Source organism: Mesorhizobium sp. WSM3860 (assembly GCF_002294995.1).
Classification (GTDB): domain Bacteria; phylum Pseudomonadota; class Alphaproteobacteria; order Rhizobiales; family Rhizobiaceae; genus Mesorhizobium.
Genome location: NZ_NSGF01000011.1, coordinates 36,079 through 58,979 on the forward strand (window position 1 = coordinate 36,079; position 22,901 = coordinate 58,979).

The following is a 22,901-nucleotide window of genomic DNA, read 5'->3' on the forward strand; positions in this document are numbered from 1 at the left end:
TGGCCACGCGACCAAGGACCGCCTCGCCAGGAGCGAATTCGCGGGAACGAGCGAGCCGGACGCGGATTGAATCCTCATTCGCTGACGAGCAAAGCGGCAGGATTGGCGATTAGCCGGAAGGGTTCATCATGAGCGAGCCACTGAAAACCACAAATCACGAGGTGATCCGGGCGTGGATTGAAGCCCGCGAAGGCAGACCTGCAGTCGCGCGGACTTCGGGCAAGGGAGCGGTGCTGCGCGTCGACTTCGGCGAGCAGGAAGAGGATCTGCAGCCCGTCGAATGGGAGGAGTTCTTCGCCATATTGGATGGCAACGACCTTGCCTTCGTGCACCAGGACATAACGGCGGAAGGTTTGCCCAGTCGTTTCAACAAATTCGTCGAGCGTGGATGAGCGAAGCACCAGGCGATCAGGCGAAAGCAACTCGCTTGCTGGTTTCACCTGCCGTCTATTGATTGCCCGGCATTTTGTTGCTGCCTTGCGGATCCTTTTTTATGCCGGCGGCCGGAGACGTGTCCTGGGGTGCGTTTCCGCCCTGGTTCTGCTCAGGTGCCCGCTTCATCGGTGCCGTCGGCCAACCACTCTGGATGTAGGCGAAGGCCCAGTAACATGCCAACAGCACGACTACCGTCAGGATCAGCGGCAACAGCACTCGTCTCACGCTGACTCCTATTTGCTCTGCTGACGGTAATCGCCCGCCCGCGGATCGAAACCGGTCCAACCGCCAGCTTCGTAGTCGTTCCGCCGTTCGCCGATGTCCACCGACCTGGAGTCGTGAAGGATCGCTTGTGCCTGCGGAGCGAGGTCTTCTTCGACGCGAGCGGTAACCAGAGTGCCGCCCCGGCGAACGCCTTCGGCATAGACATGGGCGTCGTCCTCCGACACGCCGTCGCCGGTCAGACTGCCGATGATACCGCCGGCCGCTCCACCCACGACTGCGCCGGCGGCGGCGCCCGCGGCGGTCGCTGCAAGCCAGCCAGCCGCCACGACCGGACCCACGCCAGGTATTGCTATGGCGCCGAGACCCGTCGCCAGGCCGCCCGCGCCACCCACGACCGCCCCAATCCCGGCGCCGCTGGCTGCATCCTCGGCCGCGGAAGAATGGCGGCCGTCGGCATTGTTGGCGATGATGCTGAGATCGGTTGCCGGCACGCCCATGGACTCCAACTCGCCCACGGCATCAGCGGCATCGTCATAGTCGTCGAACAGCGCGGTGATGGTTTGCATTTTGATGACTCCTATCGATTACTGTTGGCGGCAAAGACGTTGCCCTGACAGTCGAGCGCGACGGAGACGCTCTTTCCGTCTTTCTTCTCCTCGCCGCGCAGCCTTGCCAACAAAGGTTTGCGCGTTATCGGCTGCGACCTTCGGAAAAACGAGCGAGGTCGCAGCAACGGCTAATGGCGCGAGAACTGTCCGCGGCGCGAGAAGTGTGCGCATGTTCATGGCCTCAAGCTCCTTGCTCGATGGACCGGAGCCGAACAAGCGACTCAGCGCTTTGTTCCAGTCGGAGTCGTTCGATTCTCAGATGGCGCCCGATTGAACGCTACAAGTTGGTCTTCGTGCCGTTCAGCGGCGGCCATCCGAACGGAATGGCGCAAGACGTCGTCACCGGATTCCTCAACGACAAGGGCGAGGCAAGAGGCCGTCCTGCGGCGCGGCCGTCGACAGATCCGGCTCGCTGCTGATTGCCGCCGATGTTGGCAACACGGTGTGGCGGGTGACGGCCGCGGCTCAGAGCGCGTAGGCGGCCGACCACGGGGCGCCTTACCCTCCCTGGGACAGGAACATTTGCAGCCCTTGTCGGTTAGCTCAAGACCAGCGATATGGTTGCTGGAGACACCACCTTCGACAGGAAGGGAAACGCCATGTTCGGCTCCGATTTATGGCTGTTCGTTGTTGCCGGCGGTCCGCTGATCCTTCTCATTGCGATCATCTACGTCCTTTTCACCCGCCGTCACAGAGGCCCAGTCGAACGGCGCGAGAGCGACCGGGCGACCGAGCGCTTGTACCGCGAGCAAAAGGACTAGCGCACCAGCCAAGCTGTCGCGCCCAAGTCATTGTTTTCACGCGATTTCGGAAATGCTCCGCGCGCGACGCGGCTTGCCTGATCTCCGCGCCGAACGGCGTTGCCGAGCCCATCTCGCAAAACTCTGACAGCGGAACAAGCGGGCCCCGCGGCTGTTATCGAAAGGTCCGAAATCGGAGCAGCAGTTGATGACCAACGACGAGTTGCCGGGTCTGCCAGCATCGCTCCCCGTGATCGACGCGAAAGCCGAGCCAACGCTGAAAAGCGCCGCGGCGGAAGCGTTTTATACCCATGCGATCCGCGAGCTCGCCGCTACCGACATTCCTTTCCTCGTCGCCGGGACCTACGCGGTGAGTGCCTATACCGGCGTTGTTCGGCAAACCAAGGATCTGGATATCTTCTGCAAGGCCGGAGACTGCGCGCGCATACTCGAGCATTTCAAGGACATCGGCTATGCGGTCGAGATCCGGGACGACCGCTGGCTCGGAAAGGTCTTCGAGGGCAAGCATTTCTTCGATGTTATCTTCGCCTCGGCCAACGGCACGATGCAGGTCAAGGATCAGTGGCTGGAGCATGCCCGCCAAGTCGAGCTGCTGGGCAGCCGGGTTCGGATCATCGGCCCAACGGAACTCATCTGGTCGAAATGCTTCATCCAGGACAGAGGACGCCACGACGGCGCGGACATCGCCCACACCATCCTCAAGGCGCACGATCAGATCGATTGGCAAAGGCTGCTCGCCTATCTCGATGTCCATTGGGAAGTGCTGCTGATGCAGGTTCTCAACTTCCGGTGGATCTATCCCAGCGAGCGGGACCGCATTCCGGACTGGCTGCTCGACGAGCTTCTGGGCCGGCTTGCGCGGCAAAGGCAGTTGCCGTCACCCAAAATGAAGATCTGCCGCGGCCGCCTGCTGTCGCAGGTCGACTATGAGATCGACGTCAAGGAATGGGGGTTCGCCGGCGTCGGCGGCGTTGGAGAGATGCGCGATGCCTGACCCAACCGAATCAGCGAAAACGAACGGCAACGGTGTCATCAAGGTGGCCGCCATCGGCGACCTGCATGTCCAGGAGGATGCCCAGACCTCCTACCGCGACCTGTTCGGCGAGATATCGCGCGAGGCCGACGTGCTGGTCCTTACAGGCGACCTCACCAATCTCGGAAAACCGCGTGAGGCGGAACTTCTGGCCGAGGATCTGCGCGCATGCTCGATTCCGGTGGTCGCGGTTCTCGGCAACCATGACTACGAATCCGGTTGCGTCGAGCAGATCGCTGCAACGCTCCGCCAGGCGGGGGTCCATCTCCTCGATGGCCAGGCGGTAGAACTGAAGGATGTCGGCTTCGTCGGCGTGAAGGGTTTTGTCGGTGGCTTCGGTCGAAGGATGCTTGGCTCCTTCGGCGAGCCGGCGATCAAGGCGATGGTGGCGGAGAGCGTCAACGAGGCCATGAGGCTCGAGAATGCCATGCGGCAGGTGCGCGCCAAGCGCACGCTCGTGGTGCTCCACTATGCGCCGGTTCCCGAGACGGTGGCGGGAGAGCCCCCGGAAATCTTTCCGTTCCTCGGCTCTTCGCGGCTGGCCGAAACCATCGACCGCTTCAAGGTAAGCGCCGTGGTGCATGGCCATGCCCATCGCGGCTCGTATGAAGGCCGGACCCCTGGTGGGGCCAGCGTCTACAACGTCGCCATGCATATTGCGAAGCCAACCGGCCGTCCTTATGCGCTACTCGAAATCTGAGGCGCAGCGTTGCCTGCCGGTGTGCCGCTTCGGAACCATGCCGGCAGCGATGAGTTGTGCCGGAGACCAACGGAACTAACTTCGATGCCTGATCCCAGACAGCCGGATCCCGATCGCGACACGCCGATGCCGGCGCCCAGCTGGAAGCCGGAGCCGGTCAGGGAGCAGGAGGACGACGAGCTGCCGGACGAGGCGCCGCGCCCAAATGCTGATGAAACCGACGATCCGCCGGCGCAGGCCGAGCGCGTCCCGACGGAGTGAGCTCGATGGCTGCGCCTCGCGCGATCTGGAAAGGCTTCATGAAGGTCGGATCGGTTTCGTGCGGCGTCAAGATCGTCGGCGCCACCAGCGAAGCCTCGAAGATCCATTTCAGGATTTTGAACCGGAAGGACGGCCTGCCGGTGAAAAGCGCCTATGTGGATGAGGAGACCGGTGAACCGGTGGACGCCGAGGACCAGATCAAAGGGTTTGAGACCGACAAGGAGGATTTCATCCAGATCGAGCCCGACGAGATCAAGGCGCTGAAACTGACCTCCGAGCACACGCTGGAAATCGGCGGGTTCGTGCCGATCGCCGACATCGACTCGCGCTATCTCGAAAAGCCCTACTACCTCATCCCGGCGGAGGATGCTTCTGCCGAGGCGTTCAACGTCCTTCGGGAGGCCATGAAGAACAAACGGGTGGCGGCGCGATCCTGTGTCGTCCTCTACCAGCGCGGCCGCGAGATTCTCATCCAGCCCTTCGGCAAGGGAATGCTTCTCACCGAGTTGCGGGACCGCAACGAGATGGTTTCGGAGGCTACGGTGTTCGAAGGGCTGAAGAAGCAGGACTACGAGGCGGACCTGCTCGAGATCGCCGGCCTGCTCATCGACAAGAAGGCGACGAAGTTCGATCCTTCGAAATTCGAGGATACATACGAGAACGCGCTGATCGCCATGATCGAGGCCAAGCGCAAAGGCAAGAAGCTGCCCAAGGCGGCGCCGAAGCCGCGTGAGAACGTCATCAGTCTGGCCGACGTTCTGCGAAAGAGCCTTGCCAAGGAGGGCATCGCCGCGAAAGGCGCGAAGCAAAGCAAACGCAAGTCAGCTTGACGCCAAGAAGGGCCGCTCAGACCTCGTCGAACCGGCTTCCTTCCTTGGAGGGATCGCGTGAGAGGACACGCTCTTCCTCATCGTCCGGGAGTGCCTCGTCACTTTCCTGATAGGGATTGTCGTCGTCTTCTTCGGGGAGAGTTCCTTCCGCTTCTTCATCGTCCTGCGGGTCGCCGTTGACGGCGACGCTGTCAGGCAGGATCCGACCGCCCTCAAGCGCATCCCAGTCCTGCTGCTCGATTGCCGGAGCCTCGGTCTCGTCCTGATTTGCGGTGCGTTGCTTGTTACGCGGGTCCATCTCGTTCTCCAATGCTGCAAGCCGTTGCGGCTCGCGGTTCGCTCAGTGGGAAAACCGCTCAGGCCAACGGTGGTTCCGGCTGTTGCAGCAAGTGACGGCCGTTTCCGCGTCGCCTGTCATTGGTGCGCGATCTAGGCGATCTGTTCGAACGTGCAGTGGCGCGGCGCCTTGTCGGGCCGCCAGCGCACCAGCTTCGTTCCGTGCCGGAAGCGGTCGCCGGTGACATGGTCGAAGCGGACCTCCACGACCAGTTCCGGCCGCACCGGCTCCCATTCTCCGCTGCGCTCGGTGCTCCAGCGGCTCGGGCCACCGGGCGCCTTGCCGGTGAAGCCGAGCCCGCCGCGCAACGCTTCAAGCCTCCTGGTCAGCGCCGGCCGCTCGTCATTGGCGATGGTCGAGGTGAAGCCGACATGGTCGAGCTGGCCACGGCCGTTGTAGAGGCCCAGCAGCAGCGAGCCGATCTGGCGCTCGCCGTTCAGGTAGCGGAAGCCACCGACCACGCAGTCGGCTGTGCGCAGCCGCTTGACCTTGATCATCGTTCGCTCGCCCGGCCGATAAGGTTCGGCCAGCGCCTTGGCGACGACGCCATCGGTGGCACCCTGGCCGGCGCCCCGCAACCATCGCCTGGCGGTCGCGACGCTCGTTGTCGCCGGCGAGAGCTTCAGCGCGGCGTTCTCCGCCTTGGCAGCGAAGTCCTCAATTGCCCGGCGCCGATCGGGCAAGGGCAAATCGAGCAACATCTCGCCTCCCGGGGCGGCCAATGCATCGAACAGGATCAACCGCGCCGGCGTTTCCGCGCTCAGCTTGCGGATACGGCTCTCGGCTGGATGAAGGCGCATCTGCAGCGCGTCGAAGGAGGCGCGCCCGGCGATCTCGATCACGATCTCGCCGTCCAAGACGAATTGCGTTGCGGCGAGGTCGCGCAGCATCGTCGTCAGTTCGGGGAAGTAGCGGCCGAGCGGCTTGCCGGATTTGGCGCGAAGCTCGACGGCTTCGTTGCCTTTGAAGGCCAGGCAGCGAAATCCGTCCCATTTGGGTTCGTACTGCCATGGGCCTTCGGGCAACGCATCCGCGGTCCGCGCTTCCATTGGCGGCGTATCCAAAGACAGCGGAAACTCGGGGCTCGATATCGCCGTTTGGGCCGAAATCCTGGACGTCTCCATCTCGGTAGAACGTTCGACCACACCTGTGGTTTCCGGTCGGCGGGAACGAGTCGCCCGACGAGGCGTTGCCTCACCAAATTCAGAAACCAAATGTCGAGCTTTGACCGCCTCGGGCACTTTTTGACCAGAGCGAACATGAAGTTCCGACAGGAAATCCGATGTCGGCTTCCGGCTTGAGTTATGGTCCTCTGGGCGAGCGCTGCGCGCATCTTTGCGTCGACATGCAGAGATTGTTCGCGGAACCTTCGGAATGGGCCACGCCGTGGATCACCCGCGTCCTGCCAAGGATCGTGAGCCTCGTCGAACGGAAAGCCGAGCAGACCGTCTTCACCCGCTTCGTGCCGGCTGAGAAGCCTGGCCTGGGTGCCGGCACCTGGAGGCGATATTATGAGCGCTGGGCGTCGATGACGATCGAGAATGTCGGGCCAGAGATGGTCGGGTTGCTGCCGCCGCTGTCATCATTCTGTCCGCCGGCGCAGGTCATCGACAAGCATGTTTATTCGCCCTGGCCGGAGGGCAGACTGCAGACGGCACTTGCCGCGCGCAGCGTCGACACGCTGGTGGTCACGGGAGGCGAAACCGATGTGTGCGTGCTTGCAACCGTCCTGGGGGCGATCGACATCGGATATCGCGTCGTGCTGGTCACCGATGCGCTTTGCAGTTCATCGGACGCGACGCACGATGCCCTGATGACCGTCTACCATCAGCGCTTCGCGCAACAGGTCGAGACCGTCGAGATGGAGACGGTCCTTTCGGCCTGGACTTAAACGTTGTGCGACCATCCGCACCGGCTACGGCCGAGAGCGACCGATATTGACGGAACCGCAAATGTGTTTCTCCGAAATTGTGCGGCAAGGAGCGTGTACGATGCCGAAATCAGCGAAACGGGAAAAGGCTCGCAAGCCAAATCCGTCTGACCCCAATCCAAAGCAAAAGCCGCCGAGGGACACGCGGGAAAACCCGACACGGAACCCGGATGGTCCTGGCGATTTGCCGGATACGGCCACGCGAGAAGAAGTCGAGACAGTGAGGCCCAATCTGAAGCGCTAGGACCGTCGGGCGAGCGTCCTTTCCGTGGCGCGACGCTGGAAATAGGCCGCGCGAAGATTGTTGTCGCTGCCACCTTGCCGGCCTGACAAGACTGCCGTTGCCGGCCAAAAAAGAACCCCGACTGCAGTGGTTGGGTGGGGGGCACGGCAGCCGAGGTCAATCTTTTCTCAGAACTCTGGCGCCATTTGCTCCAAACCGCAAATCTCCCATAAGGATCGAGACCCGCTTGCGCGCAGCTTTGGGGGGCAGAATTCCCGTTGCTCAACTTAAGGTTGTCATCCTTTCGGCCATATTAGCCACCTAAGATATAATTACCAAATTGTTAACCAGGATTAATGCGCCTTTTCCACAGCATCGTAGTATGCATTTGAGGCTGGATTACCTCAATGGAGCGGGGATCCCATACGTCCGTGGGTTGGGCCGGCGTATGCACTACTCCTTGAATCTATTCCTCACTTACAAGCTAGTCGCCCGACACACGGTAAACGAGCGTATCAGTTCATGCCGCTGACAAGCCCTGCAAGGGAGTCAGACAAAAAGGGGAGCGAGCAAAGTCGGCGGCGGAGAGGAGTAAGTAAGGCGATGGGACATCTTCAAATTTCCGAGTCTTGGAAGGACGCGACGGGGTCGTTGCAGAACGGGCATCTGACGGACGTGAACGGGCTCGGCACGTCCGATCTCGAAGAAGGACACCCGACCGAAGGTCTGGTCGTAATTGTGGACAAGCGAGCACTCGAGCGCGAATGTCTTGCTCGAGGCCTTATCGAACATAATCCGGCTTTGCGCGTCAGCGCCGTAGGATCTCTCGATGAGATTCAGCACGTGGCCGGCGGAGTGGAGGCTTCCGCGATCCTCGTTATTCTCGGCGCCAGAAAGGTGACCGACCAGAGCGTTCGGGCGGAACTTGTGCACCTCATCTCCGAGGTTGGCGCCGTACCCGTAATCGTCGTGGTGGATTCCGACGAGCCGGGGGAGATCCTTGCGGCTCTCGAATGCGGCGCCCGCGGCTACATTCCCACGAGCGTGAAGGTGAAGGTCGCTGCCGAGGCCATCGGTCTCGCCCGCGCCGGAGGAATCTTCGTGCCCGCCAGCTGCGTGCTGGCGCTTCGCGAGATCATCCATTCGACAGCAAACGGCGCCCGTCCGCTCGCCGGAATGTTCACCTCACGCGAGGCCGCGGTCGTGGAAGCGCTCAGGAAAGGCAAGGCTAACAAGATCATTGCCTATGAGCTCAACCTCTGCGAGAGCACGGTCAAGGTCCATATCCGCAACATCATGAAGAAATTGAAAGCTACGAACCGCACGGAGGTAGCCTACAAGCTTAGACAGATGATGCTTTGAAGACTGCCCAGGCCTAGCGCCTGGCAATAGAACGACCGTGCGCGCCGATGCCTCGACGCGGGGGCGGACCTGTTTCAGGTCCGCCCCCCCTTCGAGATTCAGAAACTGGACGGTGCCTGCGGGCCTTGAAACGGATGCGCTCAGCTCGATGCTCAGGCATGTTCCCGGTCGAGCATCTCGAATCCTGCCTTGACGAGAAATCCAACACTGTTGCGGCCCAACTCCGCACCGCGATATGCGGCTTCGGCAGCCTTCAGGCCACCCGTCAGTCTGCGGATCACCGGAGCCGCACCGAGTATCTCGAGCGGCAGGCCCAGCTCGCCGCGGTTGGGGCGCTTCGGCGGCCATACCCTGAGGCCGAAATAGCTGGCGGCCGAGCGGTCGATCCCGCCGCTGAACTGCACCAGCAGCGCCTGGCGCGTTCTCCTGGCGATACGGCCCAGGCTGTTGATATCCATTGGGGGTTTGGCGGAGGGCCGCATCGCGACGATGATCACCTCCCATGCATCATCGGTCAGCAAAATCGGATGCGAAAAAACACCAACTCTTGCCCCATGTTCGCCGAGCATACGCTCGAGGAATGGCGCGCAGGGCGTGTCGCAGACGACGGCGAATCTCGGGGCACGCTGATCGACGCCGGCATCGTCGAGCAAGACCCGGCATAGCCGCGCGAATTCCGGCATCAGGTCTATGGCCGGGTGGCTGAGATTTGGAGCAGCAACCTTGATGCCGGCCTCGTCACAGGCATCGAAGTCCAACACGCCTTGCCGAAGCTCCCATGGCTCGGCCATGAGCGAAACGACCGCATGAGACGGCAAGAGTTCGATCAGCGATCTCGAAATCGGTCCGACTTGGGGACAATTGGTGATGATGTCGACGTCCTGCCATTTGCGGCTTTCGATGCGGTTTGTCACTTCGACGCGTTCGGCGACCTTGGCGTATTGGGCAAATGACAACGTCGCGTCTGCGGCTGCCGCCAGGCTCGGATGTCTGGAGGATACGCGAGTGAGTGCAACGACACGATCGGCATTGGCGAGCGCGGCGGCCGTGGCGGCCACCGCCTGGTATCCCGTCGCCGCGCCAACCACCACAGTGAGGCCGGAAAGATCAAGATCGAGCAAAGCTAACTGCTTGCGGACCACGGCAAGTGTTTCCGCACGGTCGATCTCCAGAACAGGACGAGCGCCCGGTCTTGCGGGGAAGTCACCGGACGAAGGCTTCGGAATGGGCGTCACGTTGCGTGCTCCACTGTCAGGCAGCCAGGCATTCTTTCGACGCGGAAGATCTGTCTCGTCGAATCTCGTCGCATGCGACGCGCATGCTATTCAGGCATTGCCAGACGGCTGCCGGCTCGCCCATCCGGCAGAAGTGGCTCCAGACATTCTCTCGGCATCCTCGCCATCGGAGCTAGGGCCTGAATTCAGTCGGCGGTCTGGATCGCCCCTAGCCGAACCAGTTCCATTTCGTCGACCACGAATACCGTCGAACTTGCCCAAGCTGCTACTGCAGAAAAAGGGTGCCAGTGTTACGCCGTTTGATCAGAAGGCTTATCGACACCGCGCTGGCAGTACGCGTTCAGGCTAAGAGGCTAACCGGCGCCCGATAGGGCGCTACCTCCTTTGCGGTTCTTGCCGGGAATGACCCGCCGCGTGAAGTTGAGCGCTGGAACCAGCCGTTTTCCTTGGCGAAGCTCATGACAATCAGCGCATTCGACACGAACCCCCGCAGACCCGGAATAGGCGTCGGCCAAAACTATCGTCCGCTTGGGGGGCGGCGCAAGAGGATCATGGACGTGACCGTCGCATCGATCGCGCTTGTCCTTGCCGCTCCGATCATGCTTGTGGTTGCCCTCTTGATATTGGCGACCGACGGCGGACCGGCGATATTCTCTCACACCCGGATCGGCTTCAACGGCAGGCGTTTCGCCTGCTACAAATTCAGGACCATGGTCGCCAACTCTCAGCAGGTTCTGGCCGACTATCTTGCGAGCAATCCCGAAGCCGCCAAGGAGTGGGAGCAGAATTTGAAATTCAAGAACGATCCGCGCGTCACCTTCCTGGGGCACATTCTCAGAAAGTCGAGCCTGGACGAGTTGCCTCAGCTCATCAACGTGCTGCGCGGCGACATGAGTTGCGTCGGCCCTCGGCCGGTCGTCCCCGACGAACTGCAACGTTACGGCGCCTGTGCGGTCGATTATCTTCGCACCCGGCCCGGACTGACCGGCGCGTGGCAAGTGACCGGCAGAGACGCGATTGACTATCCCAGCCGTGTCTCCCTCGACAGCCGCTACGTGCGAAACTGGTCCATATGGGCCGATGTCGTCATTCTCGTTCGGACGGTCTTCGCCGTCATGAGATTCGATCACGCGTCCTGACTAGCCGGAAAAAGGTCCGGCGCCGGCGACCAAAATGTCCGCGGTCCGTCAATGCTCATCGGTCACGGCGCGACGCCACACGACGCCGAGGAAGACGCCGAGCAGGTAGGCGCCCTGCAGCGTGACAACGAAAAGCAGGATCGAAAGCAGGCGGTCCCAGGCAAACAGGCTGCCGATGCCGCCTGCAATGGCACTGAACACGACAATCACCGCGGTCATGACGATGAGCGCCGGCGCGCGAACACGAAATCCGAGCAAAATGCCAATCACGCCGACGGCGACAAGACCCCAAAGCACGGCGATCTCCTACGGTGTGAAAGACTCGGTGTGCCGCGCCCAAGTCTCCCACATATGCGAATCCGCACCAACACTGAATCCCGGCCGCGGCTGGACCGGCTCTCGACCAGGCAGACTGGATTCGCTGCACCACCAGCCCTTGCACAAAAGGCGTAGGACACCTTGTCCCAATGACGCGTTTTCGCTCATTTCCTTGTCATCCCGCTGCGCCTACGCTGCTGATGAAATAGGTACGCGGAGTATTCACCCGCGGTGCGGCAGCGTGCCTTGATTTGCTGTCCTGGAGTGAACGTTTTGTCTCTGTTTCTTGGCTTTGCCGTTCAGGACACAGGGGCACCGGACGCAGCCTGGCGAGGCAAGAGCGCGTCGGCCCGCGGTTGTTGCATAGCGTTTTCAGTGTGACGTCCATCGATGCTGCAGGCTTCCTTCCTTTTGCTTATCGTGTCGATATGGTTCCCCGGCGCCACGCGGATTGCCGGAACCGATGGTTCCATTTCCTTTTTGCTCGCTTTGTTCTGCGGCCTGGTAAGCATCGTTCCCTACGCCGAAGCGACAAGACGTCTTCATCGTACCGACACGGCCCTGGCGGCTGCCGTGCTGACGACATCTGCCCTCATCATGGTTCTATCGCTGCTGTCGGCGCTACACGCGGACAATCCGGTCAGGACCATGCGCGCTGTCTTCGCTCAGGTGTTTGGTTTCGCCACTATTCCGACCATTGCATTGATCGCCGCGAGGCCTAGGGGTTTTGAGGCAATCGACAGGATTGGGATGACCATGGCCATTATGGTTGCCGTCACATCCTGCCTTGTCGGAATCGGGCTCGGCGATGCTCGATTCGCCGATCGGGCGGAAGGCTATTTCAAGCACGCAAACCAGCTTGGAATTGCCTTGTCGGCCGGTCTGCCCCTTGTCGCCGCGAAGCTGGTCGCTTCTCGAAGGCACCGAATCCTCCTTTCGGTTTGCCTCCTCGCGGGGTTGCTGGGTTTGGTCAAATCGGGATCCAAGACGAATTTCGTTCTTGGCGTCGTCGGTCTGGGCACGTTCTTCGGGCTATACTGCATCTATTTGGTGATAAGGAAGCAGCGTCCGGTAACGGTGATCGCGGCGACCGTTACGGCTCCGATATTGTTCCAGGCTAGCTTCATGATATTGCAGTTCCTCAACCCGCGGGCCTACAAGCTGCTGCTGCTTCAGCTTTCCGGCGGTGAGGCACATTCGATCGTTTCGCGGCAACGGCTATGGTCGATATCAATCGATCTCGGCCTGTCTCATCCGTTCATGGGGGTGGGCGCAGGGCAATGGGTGGGCGACATCGCTCCGCATAGCCATAACCTGTTCATCGATTATTTTAGAACGCTGGGGGTGCCCGGCCTCGCCTTGGTGGCGATCATGGTTGTGCTGGTGGTGGGTTATCTGATCAGCGCCGTTCTTCGCACGTTAGTCGACAGGGGGAGGAGCGAACAAGCGACCGAAGTGAATGTCATGGTGCTCGGAACATCGGTCGCCGTATGGAACTACTTGGTCGCCAACCAGATGAGCGATTCCTTCGGGCCGTCAACCGCCGCTTTCTTCTGGCTGCCGCTCGCTCTGCTCATAGCCTACCGCGGCATGCAGCGATCGCTGCAGGCCGGTCTCGCCAAAACCCCGAGGTTGTATGTCGCGACCGGGTCTCCGCTGCTTGAGCATTGAATAGGTCCCCTCGGATACCGCCTTGATTTGCTTGGCGTTCCAAGAGTTCATCTTATCACCTGAAATCAAATGACTTCGCACACTGTTGGTGACCTGGCGGCAAGCCTCCCGCCAAGCGTCGAAGCACGCGCGCTGCGGACAGACATTCGATTTGTCGAGTTCTTTGGTCTGCCCGGGGTCGGAAAGACAACCACCTCCGGCCTGCTGGCAAACAGCCTGCGACGGTGTGGCCCGCTAGTAGGCGACGTGCGAGTGGCGTGGGAAGGAAGAACGTTCATCGAGAGGCAGATACACAGAATAGGCCTCGTCGCCCCTCGGCTTCTAGATCGTGAGTTTCGCTCGTTGCTTGCTCGAATTGCCCGCTTCGTCATCGAAAGCAGGCAAGTATCGCGACTTGATGCCGTCAGACTTGTCTGGAATCTTATCGGCCTGGTCGCATTTATCCAGCATGAGAGGTCAAGAAAAAATTCAATAATTATAATGGATCAGGGATTGCTGCAGGGATTCTGGTCCATATTGCTGAAGAGCAGATGCCGAAAAACATCCGAGAATTGGCTGGATATGCTTTCTGCCGTCGGACTGCATGACACGGTTTTTGTCCACCTGCGCAGCGAGACCGGCATCGCCAGAGACCGGCTCCTGACCAGGGGCGATCGCTCCTCGCGGCTGCAACGGACGTCCCCGGACGGCGATCCTGACCTCTGGTTGGCGGCGGATCGGGCTTGCCGCGAAATGGTGGCCGCTCTTGAGCGGGGAATGGGAACGGAAGATCGCATGGGCGTGCTGGCGGCTATCGACATCGAAAGGCTTGCTTCGCCCGAAGACGTGGCCTCGAGAGCTCTCGAGGCGGTCCGTTCGGCTTGTGTCGATCGGCATCGGCAATGCGCTTCGTCAGGTCAACGAGCATGAGGATGGACCGCCGTTCGTTCATGGGCCTTGCTGGGCTGTCTCCCGTGTTCGCGCTGTTGCCGGGCTCGTGTCGGGCGGAGGGCGGGCAGATGCCGGGAGGCAGGCAGCTCGTTCTGGCGGGTGAGCATGGCTACGAACAACAGATGTTTCGGGATCTCGAAGCCGGAGCGACAATCGACGCCCGGAATGCTTCCTTCACAGTCGCCAACAGCAGAAATCCTGAGCCCAGCGCGATGATGGGCTGCGACGAAGGAAACCTGCCGGTCAATCGCTACCCGGTGGTTATCCGCAACTGTCCGGGCGTTCATTTCATCGGAGGGCGCTTCGACGGCCAGGTGCCGCTGACCTCCGATTGGCGCGACACCTACTGCAACAGCGCTGCTCTGCTTGTCAGGGACGGAACCGCCAATGCGACAATAGAAGGTGTCCGCGCGCGGCGCTGCTGGGATGGTGTGCGTTTCGCCGCGCGGGCCGACGGCTTTCACCTGAAAGGCTGCTGGCTCAGCGAAATCAGGGATGATGCGGTGGAGAATGACTACCTGCTCAGCGGCATTGTCGAAGATTGCCTGTTCGACGGATGTTTTTCGGGGATCAGCGTGGATCCTGCCTCAAACGAGCGGGATGGGACACGAGAGACCGTGCGGATCGATCGAACCCTCATCCGCATGCACCCGTTTCTCTCCAAGGGCGAAATCACACATCAGGCGCCGATCAAGGCCGTCGATCAGTCACCCAGGCTGAGGATAACGGGATCGGTTTTCGCGTTGGCCTCGGTGAGCATGCGTGGATTCCCTCGCCTGGAAAGAACCTGGCGGCTGGCTATCGAAAGCCGTGACAACGTGTTGCTGTGGCTGCCCGACGAACCGATTCCTTCGGAATTGCCGCTGCCGCCATCCGGTTTCAAGGTGCTGACGGGGGCTGACGCGCGCGAATACTGGAACAAGGCTCATCTGCAATGGATCGCGGCGCATCAGCACGTGGCCCGGTTCTCCGACGAAGCGCTGTGACAAGTCGCACTCGGGGGCAAACATTCTGCTGGTTAGCTGCGTTGAGCGAACTGAACTCCTGCCGAAAGGCATTCGCGCTTCGCCCGTTGATGTACCTGTTTCGCAACAACAGGTTGGACAACCGTCGCATTCTGGCAGACGGGGAGGGGGCAACTCAATGAGTCGCGAGGCGGGTAACGGAACGGCGGCGCCACGCTCCGCCGCTCATCTCCCAGCGACGTTTGTGACCCAGGGACGGCTGGCACGCGTCCGGGGGCAGAATATCCTGTTCAGTCCTTCCCAGCGGGCCATCTTCGCCGTCAACGATACTGCTGCCGAGATCTGGCGCTCCCTGGAAGAGGGCACATCGCCGCGCGCCATCTCGGCCGAGATGGTGCGCGCCGGCGTCGATGGGATCGAGGCAAACAGGCACGTCGAGGCCGCGCTGAGGGATTGGCAGCGGCTGAGCTTGATACGGCCCGACGCGCCGCCGTCTGCGTCAGCTCAACAGGCTGTGAGCCAGGTGGTCGCCATCGCGGGCCTTTCCGTACGCATCGAGTACCCGGTAGCCTGCGCCTTTCCCGCGATCGCCGTGTTCCGGCATCTCGAGGTTCGACGAGAGACTGCCGACGTTCTGCTCCAACTGGTCGAGCATGAAGGACGGGTCCACCTGTTCCGGGATGATGACTGGATTTCCTCTTGCGCGCCCGACGAGATCCCCGTCATGCTGAAAGGGCAATTGCTGATCGAGCTCCTCGATCGCAGCGCCTATGAACTTGCTCTGCACGCGGCTGCGCTTCTCAGAAACGAGCGCATCGTGCTTCTTTGCGGCAACCCGGGCGCAGGCAAGACAACGTTGACCCTGGCGCTGGTCCATGCAGGGTTCGGTTTCGTATCTGACGATGTGACGCTGCTGGACCCCCGGGGACATGGCATTGGTCTGCCGTTTGCACCCGCCGTCAAGGCGGGAGCATGGCCGCTTTTGGCCGAACGCTACCCCGATCTCGACGCTGTTCCGGTCTGTCGCCGGCCGGACCGCAGGCGTGTTCGGTTTGCGGTGCCGAGCGAGGTCGTGCCGTCCTCTCCCATACCAATCGGCTATGTAATCCAGCTTCGTCGAGGTCGCGACGCGAAAGCTTGCCTCGAGCCGATCGACCCGGCCGGCTCATTGCGCGTGCTGCTCAACGGCGCGTTCGCGCCCGGCCGAGAGTTGAGTGGCAGTGCCTTCGACATTCTGACCCAAGTAATCGGATCGGCGGGCACCTATTGCCTGAGTTATTCGAAGCTCGACGATGCAGTAGAGCTGATCACGAAGGCATGCCGGTGAGACACAGAGGCAACGCGCTCGAGGCTTTGATCGCCGGACTTCGCGGCTGTCCGGCCGACCGGGCTGATTGGCACGCCGTAATCGCCCTGGCCAATCGCACATTGCTCACGCCGGACTTGTTCTCCTCCCTCACGCGCGGCGGCCAGATCCACCGGCTGCCGCAGGACGTTTACGAGTATCTCCGGTTCGTTCACGACTGCAATCGGGAGCGGAACCTGCGCTTGCGTGCCCAACTGCTCGAAGCCGTTGCGGCGCTCAATGGCCGCGGCATCGTTCCGCTCCTGCTCAAGGGCGCTGTTCCCTTGTTCCTTGCGCCGGCCGGCCGGGTTCCCAGCCGGATGACAAGCGACCTCGATCTGGCCGTCGAGCCGGCCGAAGAGGCAGCCGCCCAAATCTGCCTTGAAGAGCTCGGCTATCTCGAGGTGGCAGGTGAGCGAGGCATGGCGCGTCAGCAGGATGCCGGAATGCTGGAACTCCGGGCGCGCCGGGCGAACGACTTTGAACCCCCTATGCTCGTCCAGCACGACGATTTGCGGGTGAATATTCCTACTGTCCAGTCCCGGGCCCTGCACTGGATCGTGCACGACCTGTTTAAGGAGGGCGACTATTGGCGCGGAAGGATTGATCTCAGGCATCTTCACGACCTGGCACAATTGGCAGAGAGCGAGAACGTGGATTGGAGCGCGCTGCAGGCATCCATGTCGAACCGAAGCGCCCGCAACGCGCTGGACACCCAGCTGCTGGCCTTGCACCACTTCTTCGGAACCAGGATCCCGGCAAGATGCGCGCGGCGCCCGATCGTCCGTTTCCAGCACTGGAGGCGCGTCTTCACGGCAACCCACCCGATCATCGGCGCTCCGTTGCGCCTGGCCGGCAATTTGATTTGGGGAACGCGGCGGTTTCTAAGTGCCGATGGCTTGGCGCGAGGAGGCTCGTCCGATCTCCCGCGACGCGTCGCTCGTACGCTTTTGCTTCCAAGCGCAAAGATCTAAGCCTTTTGGTGAACTAGTAATCCTGGCATCGGCAAACATAAAGTAGCTGTCGAACTTTGAAACCCGCACGGGAGACTCGTCATGCCAACCGAAAGCACAAAACGCTCGGAAAGGACGCAGGAAGTCCTGGTTTCAGAGGCTCAGGCGCGCCGGGACTTTCTCAAGAAGGCGGGGCGTTTTGCGGCGGTGACTCCACCGGCCATAACGGTTCTGCTCGGCACCAGCCTGAACTCCAGAGCGATCGCCAAATCGGGAGGAACACGCCCGGGCAACGGCTGGGGCGACAACAATCACATTCACGTTGGTCCTCCCGGCCAGTCATAAGCTTGACCGTCAGGGTCGCTGAAGGCAGCGTTTGAGAACCTGAAGCGCGTCGCGCGGAAATAGATCCGGGCGGCGCGCTTCAGGTCTTTGTTGTCATTTTGATACCCCGACCGCTGGCGGCACGACGCCGAGAGCAGTCGGGGTATTTGTTTGTCGGCGGCGATCAGCTTGGCGCCTGCGCTGAAAAAGATCTTCGTTGGCCCGGCGGAAATCGCTCCCTGTCAGACCAGGCAAGCAGCCAGTTCAGGCGAGCAGCCAATTGTTCAAATGGAATTCATAGATCTTGCCGTCGTTCTCGGTTGGATTCGAGTCGTTGTCCACGCCGCGATCGACGACATAGAGGCTCATTTGGTGGCTCGGATCGTCGCTGCTCGGCGCCAGCGCCAGTCCCGCCGGCTTTTTCGGGTTGGCGGCGGAGATGTCGAGCGTGCCCAGCAGATCCCCGGTTGGCGTCACCATTGCCACCGAGTTGCGTGCCACGATGACATAAAGCAGGTCGTGGACCGGATCATACGCGATGCCCCCGTCAGAAGGGGTCCCGAGCGCTTCTACAGAAAAACTCGTCACGACATCATCGCCGCCCGTGCTTGGGACGCCGTCGAATTTGCCGTTCTGGCCCGGAGCGATGGTGTAAATCCTATGGGTTGTGCCATCCTCGAGATAGAGCACTCCGCGGTTTGTGTCGTAGGCAATACTCTCCGAATCCGTACTGCCGAACGCGGCGGTCCTGAATGAGGTCACGATATCGTCGGACGTGTTGTAAAGCCCATCCGTGCCCGGGTTCAACTCGTAGACGCTCTTCGTGCCGGTATCGTCCGAGAAAAAGAGATGGTGGTTAGCCGGATTATAGGTGACCCCGGCCGGCTCATCGGAGAAATTGATGGTGGTGAGCGTGCCCGCCAGGGTGCCGTTCAGATTCATCTGGAAGAGATTTTTGCCGGTAAAAATGGACATCTCCTCCACCTCACTATCGGCAACCAGCAGCGTGCCGAGATGAGAAATATAGACGATATCCGTTGGATCGGGACTCGGCGGCGACCACTGCGACGTCAGAATGGTATGCGCCAAGGTCACCGATGTCGGCAACTGGCTGCCGCCGGTGACGTCAACATTGAAGGTGTGGGTGTTGGTGCTGCCGTCCGACGAAGTCGCTGTCACGTGGAGACTGATCGTCGGTTCGGATTGGGCGTTGAGCGTGCCGGTGCTCGATCGCGTGATGACGCCGGTGCTGGCATTGATGGCAAAACGCGTGTCGTCGATCGTGTAGGTGACCGTCGAGCCGGCATCGGGATCCGAGGCCGAAGCGGTGATACCGACGGCAGTACCGGCGGCGGCATTCTGGAGGATCTGGTTGGCCGCGGTGTTGGCGTCGGGCGGCGTATTGAACGCGACGGGTTCCGGGCTGTTGAGGACGGCAAGGGTGAAGCCCTGGTTGGCGGTGCTGCCGTCGGAGGAGGTTGCCGTCACCGTCAGGTTGACGGACGACTGAGTCTCGAAATCGAGCGTGCCGGTGGCCGAGCGCGTGATGACACCCGTGCTGGAATTAATGGCAAAGCGCGGATCGTTGATGCTGTAGGTGACGGTCGATCCGGCATCGGGATCCGTCGCCGAGGCGGTGATCCCGGTTGGGGCACCGGCCGCGGCGAGCTCGGCGATCTGGTTGGCGCCGGGATTGGAGTCGGGCGGAGTGTTGAAGGCCACCGGCTGTTGGCCGGCGGTGACGCCGACGGTGAAGGCGTGCGTGGCGATGCTGCCGTCGGACGAGGTGGCGGTGACGGTGAGATTGACAGAGGGCTCGGACTGCGCGTTGAGCGTGCCGGTGCCCGAGCGCGTGATGACGCCGGTGCTGCCATTGATGGCAAAGCGCGTGTCATCGATCGTGTAGGTGACCGTCGAACCGGCATCGGGATCCTTAGCCGAGGCGGTGATGCCGACAGCAGTGCCGGCGGCGGCGTTCTGGCTGATCTGGTTGGCTGCGGTGTTGGCATCTGGCGGCGTGTTGAACGCGACGGGTTCCGGGCTGTTGAGGACGGCGAGGGTGAAGCCCTGGTTGGCGGTGCTGCCGTCGGAGGAAGTTGCCGTCACCGTCAGGTTGATCGACGTCTGGGTCTCGAAATCGAGCGTGCCGGTGCCCGAGCGCGTGATGACGCCGGAATTGGAGATAGCGAAGCGCGAATCGTTGAGGCTGTAGGTGACGGTCGAGCCCGCGTCGGGATCCGTCGCCGAAGCGGTGATCCCGGTTGGGGCTCCGGCCGCGGCGAGCTCGGCGATCTGATTGGCAGTGGGATCGGCATCGGGCGGTGTGTTGAAGGCCACCGGACTTCCAGATCCAGGCAAGACATATTCGACGTGCAGCAGCGGCGCGCTGGCGGAATTGTATTCGTAGGAATCGGCTGTGCGGGTGCCGGTGCCGGTGACCAGGAACGCCATGTCGTTGAGCGCAGCCCAGCCGGAGCGGTTGACGATCTCCTGAACGATCGCCGTCAGGTCGGGCGTGCGCTCGGCCAAGCCGTGTGCGCCCACCGTGGTCCACGGGTCCGGCGTCCAAGCCGTCGACGCGTCGGTCGTTGCCCGTGACGATACATTGAAGCTGGTGCTGGTGAAGGCGCTTGCGTCGTCGGTGTCCTGGCCCTTGATCAGCAGCGAGGTCGCGCCGGTCTTCACCTCGTTGGCCTGGAACTGGATATAGGCGCTGGTGATGATCGCGCCTTGCGGGATATCGATGCCGGTGAAGCGTAGGCCGACGGTCTGGCGGGTGCTGCTGTCAAAACCCAACTCCAGATCGCTGACGTTGGTCGAAATCGAGCCGGAGCCTTTCTCCTCGACATCATCGCCGGCGGTCGCCACCCTTGCCTCGAAGATCGTAGGCGTGGTGCCACCTGTGACGCCGACGGTGAAGGCGTGAGTGCCGATGCTGCCGTCCGACGACGTGGCCGTGACGGTGAGGTTGACCGACGGCTCGGATTGGGCGTTGAGCGTGCCGGTGCTCGATCGCGTGATGACGCCGGTGCTGGCATTGATGGCAAAGCGCGGGTCGTCGATCGTGTAGGTGACCGTCGAACCGGCATCGGGATCCGTGGCCGAGGCGGTGACGCCGACGGCAGTGCCGGCGGCGGCGTTCTGGGCAATCTGGTTGACAGCGGTGTTGGCATCGGGCGGCGTATTGAACGCGACGGGTTCCGGGCTGTTGAGGACGGCAAGGGTGAAGCCCTGGTTGGCGGTGCTGCCGTCGGAGGAGGTTGCCGTCACCGTCAGGTTGATCGACGACTGAGTCTCGAAGTCGAGCGTGCCGGTGGCCGAGCGCGTGATGACACCGGTGCTGGAATCGATGGCAAAGCGAGCATCGTTGATGCTGTAGGTGACGGTCGAGCCGGCATCGGGATCCGTCGCCGAAGCGGTGATCCCGGTTGGGGCACCGGCCGCGGCGAGTTCGGCGATCTGGTTGGCGCCGGGATTGGAGTCGGGCGGAGTGTTGAAGGCCACCGGCTGTTGGCTGGCCGTGACGTCGACGGTGAAGGGGTGCGTGGCGATGCTGCCGTCGGACGAGGTGGCGGTGACGGTGAGATTGACAGACGGCTCGGATTGGGCGTTGAGCGTGCCGGTGCTCGATCGCGTGGTGACACCTGTGCTGGCATTGATGGCAAAACGCGGGTCGTCGACGGTGTAGGTGACCGTCGAGCCGGCATCCGGGTCCTTGGCCGAGGCGGTGATACCGACGGCAGTGCCGGCGGCGGCATTCTGGAGGATCTGGTTGGCCGCGGTGTTGGCATCGGGCGGCGTATTGAACGCAACCGGCTCCGGGCTGTCGAGGACGGCGAGGGTGAAGCCCTGGTTGGCGGTGCTGCCGTCGGAAGAGGTTGCCGTCACCGTCAGGTTGATCGATGTCTGGGTCTCGAAGTCGAGCGTGCCGGTGGCCGAGCGGGTAATGATCCCAGTGCTGGCATCGATGGCGAAACGCGAATCGTTGAGGCTGTAGGTGACGGTCGAGCCGGCATCGGGATCCGTCGCCGAAGCGGTGATCCCTGTCGGTGCCCCCGCCGCGGCGAGTTCGGCGATCTGGTTGGCGTCGGGGTTGGAGTCGGGCGGAGTGTTGAAGGCCACTGGCTGCTGGCTGGCCGTGACGCCGACGGTGAAGGCGTGAGTGCCGATGCTGCCGTCGGACGACGTGGCTGTGACCGTGAGCGTGACCGTCGGCTCGGACTGCGCGTTGAGCGTGCCGTTGGCCGAACGCGTGATGACACCGGTGCTGGCATCGATGGCGAAACGCGAATCGTTGAGGCTGTAGGTGACCGTCGAACCGGCATCGGGATCCGTGGCGGAGGCCGTGACGCCGACCGCAGTGCCGGCGGCGGCATTCTGGAGGATCTGGTTGGTCGCGGTGTTGGCATCGGGCGGCGTATTGAACGCGACGGGTTCCGGGCTGTTGAGGACGGCGAGGGTGAAGCCCTGGTTGGCGGTGCTGCCGTCGGAGGAAGTTGCCGTCACCGTCAGGTTGATCGATGTCTGGGTCTCGAAGTCGAGCGTGCCGGTGGCCGAGCGCGTGATGACCCCAGTGCTGGCATCGATCGCGAAACGCGAATCGTTGAGGCTGTAGGTGACGGTCGAGCCGGCATCGGGATCCGTGGCCGAAGCGGTGATCCCGGTTGGGGCTCCGGCCGCGGCTAGCTCGTCAATCTGGTTGGCGGCGGAATCGCTATCGGCGGGTGTGTTGAATGCCACCGGATTGCCGGACCCTGGCAAGATATATTCGATATGCAGCTGCGGCGCGCTGGCGGAATTGTACTCGTAGGAATCGGCGGTGCGGGTGCCGGTGCCGGTGATCACGAACGCCATGTCGTTGAGCGCAGCCCAGCCCGAGCGGCTGACGATCTCCTGTACGATAGCCGTAATGTCAGGCGTGCGCTCGGCCAAGCCGTGTTCGCTCACCGTGGTCCACGGGTCCGGCGTCCAGGCCGTCGACGCGTCGGTCTTTGCCCGCGACGATACATTGAAGCTGGTGGTGGTGAAGGCGCTTGCGTCGTCGGTGTCCTGGCCCTTGATCAGCAGCGACGTCGCGCCGGTCTTCACCTCGTTGGCCTGGAACTGGATATAGGCGCTCGTGATGATCGCGCCTTGCGGGATATCGACACCGGTGAAGCGTAGGCCGACGGTCTGGCGGGTGCTGCTGTCAAAACCCAACTCCAGATCGTTGATGTTGGTCGAAATCGAGCCGGAGCCTTTTTCCTCGACGTCGTCGGCGGCGCTCGCCACCCTGGTTTCGAATAGTTCAGCCATGATAGGCCTCCTCTCGTAAAT

At 62.0% G+C, this 22,901-nt stretch carries 22 protein-coding genes and 1 pseudogene; 16 read left to right on the forward strand and 7 right to left on the reverse strand.

All coding sequences use genetic code 11. The annotated features are described in order from the left end of the window. Positions 1–128: 128 nt before the first annotated feature. Positions 129–392 carry a hypothetical protein gene (locus CK220_RS18335; protein WP_095812881.1) on the forward strand — a complete coding sequence of 88 codons (264 nt, stop codon included), beginning with the start codon at positions 129–131 and terminating at the stop codon, positions 390–392. A 55-nt stretch (positions 393–447) separates the two neighbouring features. On the opposite strand, the gene CK220_RS18340 is transcribed toward CK220_RS18335, so the two are convergent. Both CK220_RS18340 and CK220_RS18345 read right to left on the reverse strand, forming a co-directional pair. Then, on the reverse strand, positions 448–651 hold the full coding sequence (locus CK220_RS18340) for a hypothetical protein (RefSeq protein ID WP_245429271.1): 204 nt from the start codon (positions 649–651) through the stop codon (positions 448–450). Between the two features lie 17 nt (positions 652–668). Continuing rightward, positions 669–1,226, reverse strand: a complete 558-nt coding sequence (locus CK220_RS18345; RefSeq protein WP_095812883.1) for a hypothetical protein — start codon at positions 1,224–1,226, stop codon at positions 669–671. Between the two features lie 308 nt (positions 1,227–1,534). Between CK220_RS18345 and CK220_RS32520 the strand changes: the two are divergent. The 6 genes and pseudogenes from CK220_RS32520 to CK220_RS18375 all read left to right on the forward strand — a co-directional run. Continuing rightward, positions 1,535–1,746, forward strand: a pseudogene (locus tag CK220_RS32520) (sorbosone dehydrogenase family protein); the annotation flags it as partial. A 121-nt stretch (positions 1,747–1,867) separates the two neighbouring features. Next, positions 1,868–2,029 (forward strand): hypothetical protein, encoded by a 162-nt coding sequence (locus CK220_RS31970; RefSeq protein WP_082953723.1) that lies wholly within the window; start codon positions 1,868–1,870, stop codon positions 2,027–2,029. A 187-nt stretch (positions 2,030–2,216) separates the two neighbouring features. Next, positions 2,217–3,023, forward strand: a complete 807-nt coding sequence (locus CK220_RS18360; RefSeq protein WP_095812884.1) for a nucleotidyltransferase — start codon at positions 2,217–2,219, stop codon at positions 3,021–3,023. Then, on the forward strand, positions 3,016–3,762 hold the full coding sequence (locus tag CK220_RS18365) for a metallophosphoesterase (RefSeq protein WP_095812885.1): 747 nt from the start codon (positions 3,016–3,018) through the stop codon (positions 3,760–3,762). Before CK220_RS18360 ends, CK220_RS18365 begins: the two co-directional genes overlap by 8 nt. A gap of 84 nt (positions 3,763–3,846) precedes the next feature. Further along, the gene (locus CK220_RS31975; RefSeq protein WP_095812886.1) at positions 3,847–4,023 is read left to right on the forward strand and encodes a hypothetical protein; all 177 of its coding nucleotides are present in this window, start codon (positions 3,847–3,849) and stop codon (positions 4,021–4,023) included. Between the two features lie 5 nt (positions 4,024–4,028). Continuing rightward, positions 4,029–4,853, forward strand: a complete 825-nt coding sequence (locus CK220_RS18375; RefSeq protein WP_095813007.1) for a Ku protein — start codon at positions 4,029–4,031, stop codon at positions 4,851–4,853. 16 nt (positions 4,854–4,869) lie between these two features. Here the strand turns inward: CK220_RS18375 and CK220_RS18380 are convergent, their stop codons facing one another. After that, positions 4,870–5,151 (reverse strand): hypothetical protein, encoded by a 282-nt coding sequence (locus CK220_RS18380; RefSeq protein ID WP_095812887.1) that lies wholly within the window; start codon positions 5,149–5,151, stop codon positions 4,870–4,872. Between the two features lie 131 nt (positions 5,152–5,282). Then, on the reverse strand, positions 5,283–6,314 hold the full coding sequence (locus CK220_RS18385) for an ATP-dependent DNA ligase (RefSeq protein WP_095812888.1): 1,032 nt from the start codon (positions 6,312–6,314) through the stop codon (positions 5,283–5,285). Positions 6,315–6,472: 158 nt separating this feature from the next. On the opposite strand from CK220_RS18385, the gene CK220_RS18390 reads away from it, so the two are divergent. Beyond that, on the forward strand, positions 6,473–7,081 hold the full coding sequence (locus tag CK220_RS18390; RefSeq protein WP_095812889.1) for an isochorismatase family cysteine hydrolase: 609 nt from the start codon (positions 6,473–6,475) through the stop codon (positions 7,079–7,081). 865 nt (positions 7,082–7,946) lie between these two features. Further along, a complete protein-coding gene (locus CK220_RS18395; protein ID WP_095812890.1) occupies positions 7,947–8,705 on the forward strand; it encodes a response regulator transcription factor in 759 nt (252 codons plus the stop codon). 152 nt (positions 8,706–8,857) lie between these two features. Here CK220_RS18395 and CK220_RS18400 read toward each other — a convergent pair whose 3' ends face one another. Then, positions 8,858–9,940: a hypothetical protein gene (locus tag CK220_RS18400; protein WP_141245162.1), complete on the reverse strand. Its 1,083-nt coding sequence runs from the start codon at positions 9,938–9,940 to the stop codon at positions 8,858–8,860. Positions 9,941–10,491: 551 nt separating this feature from the next. Between CK220_RS18400 and CK220_RS18405 the strand changes: the two genes are divergently transcribed. Further along, the gene (locus tag CK220_RS18405) at positions 10,492–11,079 is read left to right on the forward strand and encodes a sugar transferase (protein ID WP_245429261.1); all 588 of its coding nucleotides are present in this window, start codon (positions 10,492–10,494) and stop codon (positions 11,077–11,079) included. A gap of 48 nt (positions 11,080–11,127) precedes the next feature. Here the strand turns inward: CK220_RS18405 and CK220_RS18410 are convergent, their stop codons facing one another. Further along, positions 11,128–11,376, reverse strand: a complete 249-nt coding sequence (locus CK220_RS18410; RefSeq protein WP_095812892.1) for a hypothetical protein — start codon at positions 11,374–11,376, stop codon at positions 11,128–11,130. A gap of 411 nt (positions 11,377–11,787) precedes the next feature. Here CK220_RS18410 and CK220_RS18415 point away from each other — a divergent pair, with 411 nt between their 5' ends. The 6 genes from CK220_RS18415 to CK220_RS18440 all read left to right on the forward strand — a co-directional run bounded on the left by CK220_RS18415 (position 11,788) and on the right by CK220_RS18440 (position 17,606). Next, entirely contained in the window at positions 11,788–13,068 is a 1,281-nt protein-coding gene (locus tag CK220_RS18415) for an O-antigen ligase family protein (RefSeq protein WP_095812893.1), read from the forward strand. A 69-nt stretch (positions 13,069–13,137) separates the two neighbouring features. Beyond that, positions 13,138–13,977 (forward strand): hypothetical protein, encoded by an 840-nt coding sequence (locus CK220_RS18420; protein ID WP_095812894.1) that lies wholly within the window; start codon positions 13,138–13,140, stop codon positions 13,975–13,977. Between the two features lie 2 nt (positions 13,978–13,979). Then, entirely contained in the window at positions 13,980–14,984 is a 1,005-nt protein-coding gene (locus CK220_RS18425) for a hypothetical protein (RefSeq protein ID WP_095812895.1), read from the forward strand. Positions 14,985–15,141: 157 nt separating this feature from the next. Continuing rightward, positions 15,142–16,290: a PqqD family protein gene (locus CK220_RS18430; protein WP_095812896.1), complete on the forward strand. Its 1,149-nt coding sequence runs from the start codon at positions 15,142–15,144 to the stop codon at positions 16,288–16,290. Further along, positions 16,281–17,282 (forward strand): nucleotidyltransferase family protein, encoded by a 1,002-nt coding sequence (locus CK220_RS18435; RefSeq protein ID WP_245429262.1) that lies wholly within the window; start codon positions 16,281–16,283, stop codon positions 17,280–17,282. The genes CK220_RS18430 and CK220_RS18435 overlap by 10 nt, the downstream gene beginning before the upstream one ends. A gap of 81 nt (positions 17,283–17,363) precedes the next feature. Next, complete coding sequence (locus CK220_RS18440) at positions 17,364–17,606, forward strand: hypothetical protein (protein WP_095812897.1); 243 nt, start codon at positions 17,364–17,366, stop codon at positions 17,604–17,606. A 243-nt stretch (positions 17,607–17,849) separates the two neighbouring features. Here the strand turns inward: CK220_RS18440 and CK220_RS32525 are convergent, their stop codons facing one another. Beyond that, the gene (locus CK220_RS32525) at positions 17,850–22,880 is read right to left on the reverse strand and encodes a hypothetical protein (protein WP_245429263.1); all 5,031 of its coding nucleotides are present in this window, start codon (positions 22,878–22,880) and stop codon (positions 17,850–17,852) included. Positions 22,881–22,901: the final 21 nt, after the last annotated feature.

What these genes read in the sequence shown, in the direction of transcription:
- CK220_RS18365 (WP_095812885.1), top strand. Translation starts at nt 3,016, where the DNA reads ATGCCTGACCCAACCGAATCAGCGAAAACGAACGGCAACGGTGTCATC.
- CK220_RS18420 (WP_095812894.1), top strand. Translation starts at nt 13,138, where the DNA reads ATGACTTCGCACACTGTTGGTGACCTGGCGGCAAGCCTCCCGCCAAGC.
- CK220_RS18430 (WP_095812896.1), top strand. Translation starts at nt 15,142, where the DNA reads ATGAGTCGCGAGGCGGGTAACGGAACGGCGGCGCCACGCTCCGCCGCT.
- CK220_RS18380 (WP_095812887.1), bottom strand. Translation starts at nt 5,151, where the DNA reads ATGGACCCGCGTAACAAGCAACGCACCGCAAATCAGGACGAGACCGAG.
- CK220_RS18395 (WP_095812890.1), top strand. Translation starts at nt 7,947, where the DNA reads ATGGGACATCTTCAAATTTCCGAGTCTTGGAAGGACGCGACGGGGTCG.
- CK220_RS18405 (WP_245429261.1), top strand. Translation starts at nt 10,492, where the DNA reads ATGGACGTGACCGTCGCATCGATCGCGCTTGTCCTTGCCGCTCCGATC.
- CK220_RS31970 (WP_082953723.1), top strand. Translation starts at nt 1,868, where the DNA reads ATGTTCGGCTCCGATTTATGGCTGTTCGTTGTTGCCGGCGGTCCGCTG.
- CK220_RS18415 (WP_095812893.1), top strand. Translation starts at nt 11,788, where the DNA reads ATGCTGCAGGCTTCCTTCCTTTTGCTTATCGTGTCGATATGGTTCCCC.
- CK220_RS18390 (WP_095812889.1), top strand. Translation starts at nt 6,473, where the DNA reads ATGTCGGCTTCCGGCTTGAGTTATGGTCCTCTGGGCGAGCGCTGCGCG.
- CK220_RS18375 (WP_095813007.1), top strand. Translation starts at nt 4,029, where the DNA reads ATGGCTGCGCCTCGCGCGATCTGGAAAGGCTTCATGAAGGTCGGATCG.
- CK220_RS18440 (WP_095812897.1), top strand. Translation starts at nt 17,364, where the DNA reads ATGCCAACCGAAAGCACAAAACGCTCGGAAAGGACGCAGGAAGTCCTG.
- CK220_RS18335 (WP_095812881.1), top strand. Translation starts at nt 129, where the DNA reads ATGAGCGAGCCACTGAAAACCACAAATCACGAGGTGATCCGGGCGTGG.
- CK220_RS31975 (WP_095812886.1), top strand. Translation starts at nt 3,847, where the DNA reads ATGCCTGATCCCAGACAGCCGGATCCCGATCGCGACACGCCGATGCCG.
- CK220_RS18435 (WP_245429262.1), top strand. Translation starts at nt 16,281, where the DNA reads ATGCCGGTGAGACACAGAGGCAACGCGCTCGAGGCTTTGATCGCCGGA.
- CK220_RS18385 (WP_095812888.1), bottom strand. Translation starts at nt 6,314, where the DNA reads ATGGAGACGTCCAGGATTTCGGCCCAAACGGCGATATCGAGCCCCGAG.
- CK220_RS18425 (WP_095812895.1), top strand. Translation starts at nt 13,980, where the DNA reads ATGGACCGCCGTTCGTTCATGGGCCTTGCTGGGCTGTCTCCCGTGTTC.
- CK220_RS18345 (WP_095812883.1), bottom strand. Translation starts at nt 1,226, where the DNA reads ATGCAAACCATCACCGCGCTGTTCGACGACTATGACGATGCCGCTGAT.
- CK220_RS32525 (WP_245429263.1), bottom strand. Translation starts at nt 22,880, where the DNA reads ATGGCTGAACTATTCGAAACCAGGGTGGCGAGCGCCGCCGACGACGTC.
- CK220_RS18360 (WP_095812884.1), top strand. Translation starts at nt 2,217, where the DNA reads ATGACCAACGACGAGTTGCCGGGTCTGCCAGCATCGCTCCCCGTGATC.